This window comes from Xenorhabdus entomophaga (assembly GCF_037996725.1).
GTDB lineage: Bacteria > Pseudomonadota > Gammaproteobacteria > Enterobacterales > Enterobacteriaceae > Xenorhabdus > Xenorhabdus khoisanae.
The window spans coordinates 17,407-28,564 of sequence record NZ_JBBMXH010000062.1 but is presented as its reverse complement, the minus strand read 5'-3'; the positions used below and the strand labels follow the sequence as shown (position 1 = coordinate 28,564).

General features: G+C 47.2%; 16 protein-coding genes. 9 read left to right on the top strand and 7 right to left on the bottom strand.

Annotated elements, in window-relative coordinates:
• The 7 genes from ssb to AAC854_RS13665 all read right to left on the bottom strand — a co-directional run.
• The coding region (gene ssb, locus AAC854_RS13695; protein ID WP_340617593.1) for a single-stranded DNA-binding protein at positions 1-509 on the bottom strand (509 nt) is incomplete at its 3' end.
• A gap of 14 nt (positions 510-523) precedes the next feature.
• Positions 524-733: a hypothetical protein gene (locus tag AAC854_RS13690; protein ID WP_340617592.1), complete on the bottom strand. Its 210-nt coding sequence runs from the start codon at positions 731-733 to the stop codon at positions 524-526.
• Between the two features lie 78 nt (positions 734-811).
• A complete protein-coding gene (locus AAC854_RS13685; RefSeq protein WP_340617591.1) occupies positions 812-1,276 on the bottom strand; it encodes an STY4534 family ICE replication protein in 465 nt (154 codons plus the stop codon).
• A 314-nt stretch (positions 1,277-1,590) separates the two neighbouring features.
• A complete protein-coding gene (locus AAC854_RS13680) occupies positions 1,591-3,597 on the bottom strand; it encodes a DNA topoisomerase III (RefSeq protein WP_340617590.1) in 2,007 nt (668 codons plus the stop codon).
• Positions 3,598-3,610: 13 nt separating this feature from the next.
• Positions 3,611-4,324, bottom strand: a complete 714-nt coding sequence (locus tag AAC854_RS13675) for a PFL_4669 family integrating conjugative element protein (RefSeq protein WP_340617589.1) — start codon at positions 4,322-4,324, stop codon at positions 3,611-3,613.
• A 79-nt stretch (positions 4,325-4,403) separates the two neighbouring features.
• Positions 4,404-4,727, bottom strand: a complete 324-nt coding sequence (locus tag AAC854_RS13670) for a hypothetical protein (protein WP_340617588.1) — start codon at positions 4,725-4,727, stop codon at positions 4,404-4,406.
• On the bottom strand, positions 4,711-5,064 hold the full coding sequence (locus AAC854_RS13665) for a hypothetical protein (RefSeq protein ID WP_340617587.1): 354 nt from the start codon (positions 5,062-5,064) through the stop codon (positions 4,711-4,713). Before AAC854_RS13665 ends, AAC854_RS13670 begins: the two co-directional genes overlap by 17 nt.
• 474 nt (positions 5,065-5,538) lie before the next feature.
• On the opposite strand from AAC854_RS13665, the gene AAC854_RS13660 reads away from it, so the two are divergent.
• The 9 genes from AAC854_RS13660 to AAC854_RS13625 are packed head-to-tail and all read left to right on the top strand — an operon-like array spanning position 5,539 to position 11,157.
• Complete coding sequence (locus AAC854_RS13660) at positions 5,539-6,108, top strand: methyltransferase family protein (RefSeq protein WP_340617586.1); 570 nt, start codon at positions 5,539-5,541, stop codon at positions 6,106-6,108.
• Between the two features lie 42 nt (positions 6,109-6,150).
• Positions 6,151-6,375, top strand: a complete 225-nt coding sequence (locus tag AAC854_RS24320) for a 2TM domain-containing protein (protein ID WP_422824085.1) — start codon at positions 6,151-6,153, stop codon at positions 6,373-6,375.
• A gap of 41 nt (positions 6,376-6,416) precedes the next feature.
• Entirely contained in the window at positions 6,417-6,659 is a 243-nt protein-coding gene (locus AAC854_RS13655) for an acyl carrier protein (protein WP_340617585.1), read from the top strand.
• Between the two features lie 8 nt (positions 6,660-6,667).
• The gene (locus AAC854_RS13650) at positions 6,668-7,420 is read left to right on the top strand and encodes a hypothetical protein (RefSeq protein ID WP_340617584.1); all 753 of its coding nucleotides are present in this window, start codon (positions 6,668-6,670) and stop codon (positions 7,418-7,420) included.
• Positions 7,410-8,099 (top strand): ABC transporter ATP-binding protein, encoded by a 690-nt coding sequence (locus AAC854_RS13645; protein ID WP_340617583.1) that lies wholly within the window; start codon positions 7,410-7,412, stop codon positions 8,097-8,099. The genes AAC854_RS13650 and AAC854_RS13645 overlap by 11 nt, the downstream gene beginning before the upstream one ends.
• Positions 8,092-8,769, top strand: a complete 678-nt coding sequence (locus AAC854_RS13640) for a hypothetical protein (protein WP_340617582.1) — start codon at positions 8,092-8,094, stop codon at positions 8,767-8,769. Before AAC854_RS13645 ends, AAC854_RS13640 begins: the two co-directional genes overlap by 8 nt.
• Positions 8,770-8,814: 45 nt before the next feature.
• Positions 8,815-9,162 carry a hypothetical protein gene (locus AAC854_RS13635; protein WP_340617581.1) on the top strand — a complete coding sequence of 116 codons (348 nt, stop codon included), beginning with the start codon at positions 8,815-8,817 and terminating at the stop codon, positions 9,160-9,162.
• Positions 9,162-10,388 carry an ABC transporter permease gene (locus AAC854_RS13630; RefSeq protein WP_340617580.1) on the top strand — a complete coding sequence of 409 codons (1,227 nt, stop codon included), beginning with the start codon at positions 9,162-9,164 and terminating at the stop codon, positions 10,386-10,388. The genes AAC854_RS13635 and AAC854_RS13630 overlap by 1 nt, the downstream gene beginning before the upstream one ends.
• The gene (locus AAC854_RS13625; protein ID WP_340617579.1) at positions 10,381-11,157 is read left to right on the top strand and encodes an outer membrane lipoprotein-sorting protein; all 777 of its coding nucleotides are present in this window, start codon (positions 10,381-10,383) and stop codon (positions 11,155-11,157) included. Before AAC854_RS13630 ends, AAC854_RS13625 begins: the two co-directional genes overlap by 8 nt.
• Position 11,158: the final 1 nt, after the last annotated feature.

The following is an 11,158-nucleotide window of genomic DNA, read 5'->3' as shown; positions in this document are numbered from 1 at the left end:
AACGGGATCTCATCAGCCCAGTCCATTTCCTCCTCTTCCGGTAACGCAGCAGATTGTACTGCCGGAGTCGCCTTTCTTTCCTTATTGGCGGGTTGAGAAGGCGGTTGTTTTCGTGCTGGCTTATGCCCCATCTGCTGAGCAGCCGCCTGTTTTGCATCCCCACGACTTCCCAGCATCTGCATCGTGCCATTGACACTCACCACCACTTCCGTTGAATAGCGATCCTGCCCTTGTTGATCCTGCCACTTGCGCGTTTGCAACTGGCCTTCAATGTAAACCTGAGCGCCTTTTTGCAGGTATTCCGCCGCAATTTCCGCTAACTTGCCGAAGATCACCACCCGGTGCCATTCGGTTTTTTCCCGAATTTCGCCCGTTTGTTTATCGCGCCAGTTTTCGGAGGTGGCCAGTGACAGCGTTGCTACAGTGCCACCGGCAGGCAAGTAGCGGATTTCCGGATCTTGCCCTAGGTGCCCCAGTAAAATGACCTTGTTTACTCCACGTGAAGACATATATTTCCTCTCTGTTACGATGACTGACGTTGTGTCCAGCGTCCTTGTTTCAGGGCAAACTCCGCCTGCTCACGGCTGGCAAAATATTCCATAGACTCACGGGAGCAGGGCACACCGCCCTCTGTCGTGCCGATATAAAAGCCCGCACGGGTTTGCAACACCGTTAACGGTAATTGCTTATGACAATATTGCAGTGCCAGAACACCAATCGGTTCAATATTCATGTCTGTACCCTATTGTATTTGTTAGCAAAGGGACTGCCCTGAAAACATTCAGGGCAAGTCAGTGGAGTAGAATGAATATCAGAACGAGTTTTCTGCATATTCGGTTTGTGCTATACCATTCTGTGGTGGTGTCGAGTCGGATTGTTCGGCCTGATAGACCTTGTCCTGACCGATTTTAATCCAGTCAACCTTAATCAACCGGGCTTTCAGGCTGACGCGCTGTTCACCGGCATGATCCCCGCGTTTCAGGGTAAAAATATCGGTGGAAGGATTGCTTAAGGTGAAACCCAGCAACACTTTTTTGTCCTCATCCACCGATTTCTGGCAACGGGCGATCAGACTGGTCGCCTCCTTGCCGACCACGGTAATATCAAAACGCACATAGACCGGATTATCACTGGGACCATTTAACGCATTGATCACGCAACTCAGAAACGTGCCATTGGCCGTGCTGACATGGCGGATATTATTCAAATAGCCCAGGCCTTTAATATTCAGGTTGAAATAGTCATTTTGGGTTAAGGGTGTTGCGTTCTCAGACATACAATTTTCTCCATGGAGGTCAAAAATAAGGTACAACGGAGAAAATCCTATCCCCTGACGGGAATGATTTTCCCCGCCGGGTGTCAGGCATGTACGTTGCTGACGTTCTGATAAAGAATAATGAACCTTCATTGCCGTTGGACTGACAATATCTGCTTCCAAAGGTGGGCAGATGTACCGCGTTGAGGCACTCCCTTTCAGGCTACGGGAGTTTTACAGCCACCCGGAGGCGATCGTTACAGGCTCCTCGATCATTTAAGAAACAGGTTGATTTTTAAAGCATCCCGTCAGCACGTCAATCAACAACCAGATCTTCAGACTTTCTGATTTGCCCGTCTGACCTTACGCGATTGCGTGACCGCTTTGTCATTCAGCATGCCTTTACAGCCCGGATAGTTCACGCAACCCCAGAACGGAGCAGTTTTCCCCTGCCGTTGCCGCATCCGGCCGCCACAGTTCGGACATTCGGGTGTTTTCGGCAACGTCAGATGTAGCGGCTGTGCCTTACCCCGTTCGACTAAATGCAAAATCCACTGCGCCTGTTTTTGCATAAAAACCGCCAGCGACGCTTTGCCCTGCGCAATATCCTCCAGCGACTGCTCCCATAACGCGGTCATACCCGGATCTGTCAGCACCGCCGGCAGCCCGGCAATCAGTTCCTGCGCCAGCGGCGTCGCGTGGATCGCTTTCTTTTTCCGCTCAATCAGCTGGCGTTTAAACAAGGTATCTAGGATCCCGGCCCGGGTCGCTTCTGTACCCAACCCGGCACTTTCTCGTAAGATTTGTTTCAGTTGCGGATCACTGACCAGACTGGCGGCATTTTTCATCGCGGCAATCAGCGTACCTTCAGTAAACGGTGCCGGCGGTTTGGTATGCAGAGACTGAATTTTTGCCTCAATCACCTGACAGCGATCACCCTGATTAAGGGCCGGTAGCGATAGATCGGCTTCCTTTCCTTCCTCCTTTCCACTCTCTCCCGCCTCATCGGTAAACAACGCTTTCCAGCCTGTCATCACATTCACCCTGCCTTTCGCCTGGAATAACTGCCCACCAATATCCAGCGTGACCTCGGTCACATCTGTTTCCTGAACCGGCAGAAACTGCGCCAGGTAATACTGGCGGATAAGCTGATAAACCTTTAGCTCATCAGTCGTTAAGCGGGTGATATCAAAGACGTGACGCGTGGGAATAATGGCATGGTGTGCCGTGATTTTTGTGTCATTCCAGATTCGGGAAACATATTGTTTATCCAGTTGGCTGATAATGGTGGTCATGGCAGGGTCGGTTCTCGCCAGTGCTGTCAACACCACCGGAATATCTGCCTGCATCGACGCGGGCAGATAGCCGCAATCCGTGCGCGGGTAAGTCGTGGCTTTATGGGTTTCATACAGGGACTGGGCAATCGCCAGCACCTGACTCGCCCCCATGCCCCAGTGACGGGAAGCAGTCTGCTGCAACGTGCCCAAATCAAAACAAAGCGGCGGCGGTGTTTTCTCCCGTTTTTTGCTGACATCCATCACGGTGGCCTGCGTTACTTGCTGACAACGTTGTTGCACGGCCTGCGCCACGGCCTCCCGGAGACAGCGTTTTTCTTCATCGCCATCATCCGCTGTGGGCAGCCATTTCGCTGGAAAGCGAATAGTGTCTTTTTCCAGCTTCACCATCACCTGCCAGTAAGGTTTTGGCACAAACTGATTGATTGCCTTATCCCGGCTCACCACCAGTGCCAGTGTCGGGGTCTGTACCCGGCCAATGGACAACACATCGCCAAAACCCAGTGCCTGTGCTTTCAGGGTATACAAGCGGGTCAGGTTGATGCCCGTTAACCAGTCGGCCCGTGCCCGCCCCAGTCCGGCCTGATAGAGCGCTGCCGTCTGCTCACCCGGTAATATTGCCGCCAGTGCCTGCCGGATGCTGGTTTCATCCAGCGCCGACAGCCACAGCCGCCTGACCGTACCGATGAAACAGCAATATTCCAGCAACTCGCGGGCGATGACTTCGCCTTCACGGTCGGCATCGGTGGCAATAATCACCTCATCGACCTGTTTTAATAATTGCTGGATCACTGCAAACTGTCCGGCGGTCTCTTTTTTTACCACCCACTGCCACTGGGTTGGCAGAATCGGCAGGGCATCAATACGCCATGGCGGAGCAAATTGCTCACCATAGTGTTCGGGTGCAGCGACCTCCAGCAAATGCCCGATGGCCCAGGTGACAATGATACGGGCACTAAAGAGAAATCCCTGCCCGCGCTGTCTCACACCCAGGACTTTGGCTATGTCTTTGGCCTGAGAGGGCTTTTCACACAAATAAAGCTGCATCGCATCCCCTCCATTAATTGGGTTCAACCGAACGTAAAGGTGGAGAGAAAACCGAACGCAACTTGCCTGACAAAATATCGGGATGGGGTTCACCCAGCAGTGTAATGGCCTCACACCCTGTCGGTGTTTTTTCCGCAATATCATGCCGGGTGACCGCCAGTGAACGGTAAGAGCGTACAATGCCGTAAATCTGGCGAATGGCACGGCTGCCATTGTGCAGAAAGGCATCACGCTCTGCCCGTGAAATCAGCCCATAATGGAAAGCCTGAAACGTTTTCATGGCGAGCTGGTCATAGCCAACCAGCAGCCAGACACAGCGATAACCCAATGGGGAGTGGCTGTAGACGCCGATATTCAGTGGTTCGACAGAGGAAACGGCGGATAAGGTGATCTGCTGTGGTACGGCGTTCAGGGTATCCTGCAAAGTGGCAATACTCTGCTGGAGGTTGGTGAAAGCCGTATCCAGCGCGTGTTCCAGTTTCACCAGACAGGCATCGGCATATGGGTTATCGGCGGCGGAATCCATACTGATATTACCGGCACGCTTAATGACCTGCGGCATCCCGAGAATACCTGAAAATTTTCGTGGATTGCTGATCTCTTCCCGTCTGCGCCCTGCCCACAGACGGATGGCATAATGGGTATGCAGTTCAATCGTTAATGAGGAGGTTAATACTCCAGCGCGTAAACGTGGCTGGGATGGTGATTTGTCTTCTGAATCAGACATGCACAAAGACTCCTGTTTGGCCTTGATAGGTCTGTGGAACTATCAGGGCAAAGGAGGCTGTGACTCAATGGATAACCAGTTATGGGAAACGGGAAAAAGAGTGCACTTTATTCGTTGTCAGAAGTGATTGTTTTTTAGTCTCATGTGCCACGGGCACAAGCGTATGCTTTTTAACCATCCTTAGCTCAGGTAACACAGGATGATTTCCAGCCTTTGTTGCTTCGCTCAAAACAGAACACTTTTTAATCGCGTGTGCCACGGGCACTGGCGTATGCTTTTTAACCACCTTTAGCTCAGGTAACACAGGATGATTTCTAACCTTTGTTGCTTCGTCCAAAACAGAACACTTTTTAATCGCGTGTGCCACGGGCACTGGCGCATATTTTTTAATCAATATTATCATTGCGGTATTTCGCCATTGTCAGCCGCTGACGGATGTCTTTCACCATATTACGCACATGGGCTTGTGAGGAAGGTGAAGCAGATCGCACGACATTTTGAGTGAATTCAACAGGTACCTTAGCAGGGGCAGACGGGGTAACAGCGATTTCAGGTTGTCCATATAATTTCCCCTTCCGTACCCGTTTCATCATCACCAGCAGCCAGCCGACCGGATTACTAATTTTCCCGGCCCGTAATGCCTTATCTAGACAGTTCAACATGGTTTGTGACTGTTCAGCAGGAGCACTTGCAACTGGCTGTTCAGCATTGTCACCTCTTCCTGCTCCAGTTGTCGGCAAAGCCCTTCTGGCAGAAAAAGAGCGGATTGCGGATTTACGTATGTTTTTTATTCACACTTTGTGTGAAAGAACGTACATAACGGTTCGGTTTAGCTGATCCACTATAGTGGTAGGTCGGTATTGTCTATCGATACTGGTACAGCCCAACAACGGTTCAAAAGTGTCTAGATTACCCGTAGCAATTTAATTTAAAACATCACGAAAATTTGACATTTATCACATTTCAAAATAATTAATGACATAAACTCAATTATGTAGAATTATTTCTTGATTTTATAATTATCGATGTTATTATTCAAAAAAATCAAAGTTCTTCACGATAAATTTTCAGTTTTTTTACATAAATAGTGCTGGATGCATGGCCAAATTCAGGGATGGATTTAATTCCTCATAGTTGTTATCTCTATTTAACAACTCACTTCTTGAATTGGTTTATTCCTGATAAAAATAAATTGCAGTTATAGTGGGGTAAGGATGCTTTTCAGCTATGCTTCTTTAGCGATTGGTCTTTTATGGATAGTTTCAGAAACAATTATTGGCTCGTTAAAAAGAACTAACAACAACACTTCTAATATAGTTGATGGACGCTCTGAAATAATAATAAAGATTGTTACTTACGGCGCATTAATTATTGCATTTTGGCTAAGTAAATCGAAAGAATTTCGCTTTGCCCGTCAAGATGAAGTGTTAACTTGGTTTGGGCTATTTATGATTATAGCTGGTTTACTGTTACGCTGGCACTTGATATACAAATTAAAAAAATTCTTCACGGTAAACGTGGCTATTCTCGATGATCATCAGTTGATAACGAATGGTGTATACCGTTACATCCGTCATCCAGCCTACCTTAGCGTTATTATAGCATTCTTTGGAATGGGGCTTTCCCTCGGAAATCTGCTGTCAATATTGGCATCAGTGATCCCCGTTACTCTGGCTTTTCTGTGGCGTATCAGAATTGAAGAAAAAGCACTGCTTTTAAGTTTTCCGGACCATTACCCTGACTACAAGAAAAAAAGCTGGAGATTAATACCGTTCATTATTTAATAAAGGGTACCACAATTGCCTTTGCACAATGAATATGAGCGCGTGATATACCGTGCACGGAGGAAGATTGAATTTGGCTTACATTTAACAATTTATATTATTGTTAATGTGGCCTTAGCCATAATCAATTTATTTAACTTTGAAACCATCTGGTTTATATATCCGCTTCTGGGCTGGTTATTAGGATTACTGATTCATGCCTTAATAACCTTTACTGGATGGCCCTCTTTGATCTGGAAAAAAATGCTTGCCAGAGAATTGGTGTAATAAACCGAATCAATAATAAACCATAAGGAAGTCATATAATCATGTCACAGACAGCACTTGAACAACTTTGCAATAAAGTTGCTAAAATCCTAAAAACCGATACTGTCGATGCCGATTTTCCCCTCGGTCAGTTAGGAATTGATTCATTAAATGTCGTTGAATTAATCCTTGCCTGCCAGATGATCTATCCTAACGTAGCCGATTTCGATGATCTTATATTTGATGAGCATTCTACCCTGCGTGAGATTGACGCACGCATGACCGAAAGCAGCCTCCCGGTGTGAGACGTGCAATGCTGAATGTAAAAAAGAAAAAACCGCTCATGATAGCTTTGAGGGGTACTCTCATCACTTTTGTGATAGGAAACGTTATCTCCTGGCTTTCAGGAGCCTGGCCGATAAAGTTCACTGAGATTCCGCTGAGCGAAGAGGAACAGACTTTTATCGCAACACAAGCGGAGAATTCGATAGCCTCTGACGCAAAAACGATCGGTTTGATCTACTTCCTACACAATTACTTAGAGAAAGCTGCAGAAGTAGTCAAAACAGAACAAGCGCAAGGTAAGACTACACCTGAACTTGAAGCGTTGTCCGCAGCCATTAACGCTAAGATTGCTGGGACGCGTCTTGATTTGCTGTTCGGTCAGCGCAAACTCTATCAGCTTAAGCAGGCTCTGGCTCAGTTAAAGCAAACATCTGATGCTCTCCCTACTCAGCTTGATGTGCAACTTCTTGCATTATGGGCCTTTATTTCTGTACCGGATATCGGCGACAGCGAGGCTAATGCTCTGGTTATTGAGCAACGGATAAAACCTGTTCTTTTAGAAGAAGGTGTGCCAAAAGAGCTGGCTGCTTCGGGCTGGTTAGCTTTGACGCATCTATATCTGAATATGGCTAATGAGGACGATGCCAATTCGGATAGTTGGAAAACCAAATCACTTGAAGCATGGAAACGATACCAGCAGTTAGACAGCCAACCACTCTGGCTTGTGAAAGAAAGTCAGGATTTAGGCCTTAAGGTAAATGGTTTGTTTTATGGTAAATGATACAACCGAAATCATTAATGCTCAGCATGTTGGTAAACGTTACCAGCGAGGTAAGGTGGAGATTGAAGCGCTGAAGTCAATTTCGTTCAGCCTTCACCGAGGCGAGTTTTTGGCTATTACAGGCGAAAGTGGCAGCGGCAAAAGTACTCTTCTTAATCTTTGTGGAGCCCTAGAACTTCCTGATACAGGAGTGCTGACGCTTTTTGGCACCGATGTAAGCTCGTTAAATGATCGCCAACTTTCCCGGTTACGCAAAGAGAAGATCGGCTTCATCTTTCAGGACTTCCATCTTATCCCTGTGCTTTCTGCCCTGGAAAACGTGCGCTATGCGCTCGATATCCGTCAGGCAGATGATGCAAATGAAAAGGCTGAAGCTCTGCTATTTGCTGTAGGACTCAAAGACCATCTCCATGCGAAAGTAACTGAATTGTCCGGCGGCCAGATGCAAAGAGTTGCAATAGCTCGGGCCTTGGCAGGTAATCCGCAGCTGATCGTAGCAGATGAACCCACGGCGAATCTCGACAGTGATAACAGAGAGAGTGTCATAGACCTACTTAAAAATTTGTGTCAGCGTCACCAAGTTGCCGTGTTGCTTGTCACACATGATCTATCGCAAACACGATGGGCAGATAAAGTAATCGTTATGCAGGACGGTAAAGAGAAGAGTACTAATGGTTAAGATTTTCTATGCATTTTGTCTTTTGTTCTGTAGCAGTTCGGTGCTGGCACAACCTGATGTTCAATATCCACCAGCAATACCCGCTATCGAAAGTTCGCAACAGGCCATGCGTGAGGAGCTTCTTGCAATACCGACAGTAGATCGAACCGAGCAGCAATGGCGCCAGTTATCGCTGGTAAGCATTACACTTTTGGGAACCGCGGATTCTCCGACTATGGCTGAAATGGAGTCCACAATAAATCAGGCGAGACAGAAGCTGCCTGAAGATGCACTTCTAATAGCGATCCAGGGAAGTCTATTTTGTATACAAGCGGGTCAGGAAAACATAGATAGTATGAAAGCGATGTCGCTCGTTAATAAAGGTTTTCGTCAACTTGATCGCGCAGTAATGATGGAACCGTACGATATAGGGCCTCGCTTGCAGCGTGCGATCACTGCCAGCAAGACACCGACTTTTTTGGGAAAACGTTCACTGGCAGAACAAGATTTTAACTATCTACTGACTGTCATTCCTGTGAGCAAGCAAACGTCAGAGCTTCGGGCAATGTTGCTATTCGATCTTGCTGAGATAGTTGTTGAAAAGGACAAAGCTCAGGCAATTAAGCTCTGGCAACAAGCTGCATCTTTGGATGCCGGCGTTTGGAGTGAACGTGCTCAAAAACAGCTGTAAGTGAAAAAATCAGTGATAGCAACAGATGTACAGGAAACCGTAATAGTGATTAATTTTGAACAGATTAACGAGAAGGTAGCATTGCTTACTGAGACGCTGGCCGTCCCAGCAAAAGTGAAAACTGCTCATACAGAAGAATTACGCTATCGCCTTTACGAAATGGCCAATGCATTAACTCTGCGTCAACCGACTACACTGCCTTTACCAACACTTTTGCTTGCCTCTGAAGAAAATAAGCTCTTCGATCCAGTTGCCATGTCGAAGTTTACCAGTGGACATGGCAATAAATTGCTCAACTTCAGAGTGCTCCGTAAAAATGCGCACCTTAATTGCCTGTTTCGCACCCAGGAAGTGTTATGTCAGCATCTTGAAACACTACGGCAGGTGGCGTAATGGTCAGATTTAAACTTGCCTTTCGAAATTTATTGCGCAACAAGCGTAGAACCATACTTTCCATCACGAACATTGCTCTGGCACTGGCAGCGATTTTGCTTTTTTCTGGATTTTGCGAGTCAATGTATCAGGGATTACGGGAAAGCATGATCCGTTCCCAGCTGGGGCATATACAGTTTTTTAGCCGTGGATTTAACCAATACGGCGCGCTTAGTGATACCAGCATGCTGTTACCGGAAGCCTTGAAAAATCGCATTATGACACTGGCAGGAAAACAACCCGATGTTGAGATCGTGACTGAACGACTCGAAACAGATGTGCTCATTACCAATGGAGATGCACAGATGTCTACGCATCTTGTTGGAATTGATTCTGACAAAGAAGCCATCCTCAGTTCTGCTATTCAGGTGCAGTTAGGCAGTAGTCTCTTTCCCGAGCAGAAGCAGAGCATATTACTCGGTGGTGCGTTGGCGCGTGCGCTGAATGTCAAAGTGGGAGATACCCTGACGATCTTGGGTACTGCAGTAAATCAGACCATCAATGCCATGGATGTTACCGTGTCTGGTATTGTGACGACCGGTGTGATGGAGCGCGATCTTCGTACAGCATACGCCAATCTGGCAATGGTGCAGGATTTCATGTTGAGCAAAGGTGCAACGCGAATAGTTGTGTTGCTGAATGACACCAATAAAACTGATCGCACAGCAAAATTGTTATCTACTGGTCTTGGCGTTGATACAGATAAAGTTGAAGTGCGCACCTGGTATCAGTTAGCAACGTATTACCGACAGGTTGTTGGTTTATTCAACGCAATTTTTACCTTCGTGAATATCATTCTGTTGGCCGTGGCTGCTTTTGCGGTATCACACGCCCTGTCGATGAACGTGGTGGAAAGAACCCGCGAAATTGGCGTTATTCGTGCTATTGGTGCAAGCCGTGGAGAAGTTATCAGGTTATTTGTGCTGGAAGGCGGAATCCTTGGCATTCTGGGTGGGTTGAGCGGCATTGTCTTGGCGTGGTTACTGGCAATAATCCTTAATAACTCTGGTGTGATGATGCCAACACCTCCGGGTAATACGGTGACTTACCCCATGCGAATACTTTTGACGCCTCAACTTTATTTTCATGCCTTTTGTGCAAGTGTAACTATGTCGCTGGTATGCAGCCTACTGCCTGCCATGCGCGCAGGAAAATTGGTCATTACAAAGGCGCTTAATCATGCTTGATAGATTCAAATGTGATCGGTTCAGATTTACAGCGGTATGGGGTTGCCTGCTCGGCGTCATTTTGAGTATCTGTACAACTCAGGCATCAGCAAAAGATCAAGAAAAATGGTTTCAGCAACTTAGCCAACTTCGGGGTCTGACTGGGGCTTTCAGCTTTTCACTGAAGGCTCAGTCGTACCGCAATGATACAGAGGAAGCACAAAGCGTTCTTGATGTGTTATTCCAGTCCCACCAGCAAATACTGATACTGTTTCGTCAGCCTCAGAGTTCTTTCGGGCGGCGCATCTTGGTTGAAGGTGACAATATGTGGCTATCTCTGCCGACTTCCAACCGTGTGTTACGCATTTCACCCAGCCAACGACTCTTAGGGGAAGCAAGCAACGGGGATGTAATTAACACCAACTTTGATGATTATGACCTGAAGCAGCAACGCGACATTATACAGAATGACAAGAAACTAACAGAGCTGACGCTTGTTGCGCATAATAGCAGACAAAGCTATCAGCGCGTGGTTTACCTGATTGATCCACAGACACAATTACCTCGTATTAGTCTGCACTATACGGCATCGCAGAAGCTAATTAAGGAAATTCATTACGAGCATTACGTTACCGACAATGGGCAGACCCGGGTTGAACGAATGAAATTGATCAATCCCGTTCAACCTGATCGTTACACCGTCATGACGCTGGGGCAGTTTAAGCCCAAGGCATTTCCTGCTGGGATCTTTAAAAAAGATAACCTGCTAAATGCGATAATCCGGGACTGAC

What these genes read in the sequence shown, in the direction of transcription:
- AAC854_RS13640 (WP_340617582.1), top strand. Translation starts at nt 8,092, where the DNA reads ATGGTTAAGATTTTCTATGCATTTTGTCTTTTGTTCTGTAGCAGTTCG.
- AAC854_RS13655 (WP_340617585.1), top strand. Translation starts at nt 6,417, where the DNA reads ATGTCACAGACAGCACTTGAACAACTTTGCAATAAAGTTGCTAAAATC.
- AAC854_RS13690 (WP_340617592.1), bottom strand. Translation starts at nt 733, where the DNA reads ATGAATATTGAACCGATTGGTGTTCTGGCACTGCAATATTGTCATAAG.
- AAC854_RS13680 (WP_340617590.1), bottom strand. Translation starts at nt 3,597, where the DNA reads ATGCAGCTTTATTTGTGTGAAAAGCCCTCTCAGGCCAAAGACATAGCC.
- AAC854_RS13660 (WP_340617586.1), top strand. Translation starts at nt 5,539, where the DNA reads ATGCTTTTCAGCTATGCTTCTTTAGCGATTGGTCTTTTATGGATAGTT.
- AAC854_RS13650 (WP_340617584.1), top strand. Translation starts at nt 6,668, where the DNA reads ATGCTGAATGTAAAAAAGAAAAAACCGCTCATGATAGCTTTGAGGGGT.
- AAC854_RS13645 (WP_340617583.1), top strand. Translation starts at nt 7,410, where the DNA reads ATGGTAAATGATACAACCGAAATCATTAATGCTCAGCATGTTGGTAAA.
- AAC854_RS13630 (WP_340617580.1), top strand. Translation starts at nt 9,162, where the DNA reads ATGGTCAGATTTAAACTTGCCTTTCGAAATTTATTGCGCAACAAGCGT.
- AAC854_RS13670 (WP_340617588.1), bottom strand. Translation starts at nt 4,727, where the DNA reads ATGATAATATTGATTAAAAAATATGCGCCAGTGCCCGTGGCACACGCG.
- AAC854_RS13625 (WP_340617579.1), top strand. Translation starts at nt 10,381, where the DNA reads ATGCTTGATAGATTCAAATGTGATCGGTTCAGATTTACAGCGGTATGG.
- AAC854_RS13675 (WP_340617589.1), bottom strand. Translation starts at nt 4,324, where the DNA reads ATGTCTGATTCAGAAGACAAATCACCATCCCAGCCACGTTTACGCGCT.
- AAC854_RS13685 (WP_340617591.1), bottom strand. Translation starts at nt 1,276, where the DNA reads ATGTCTGAGAACGCAACACCCTTAACCCAAAATGACTATTTCAACCTG.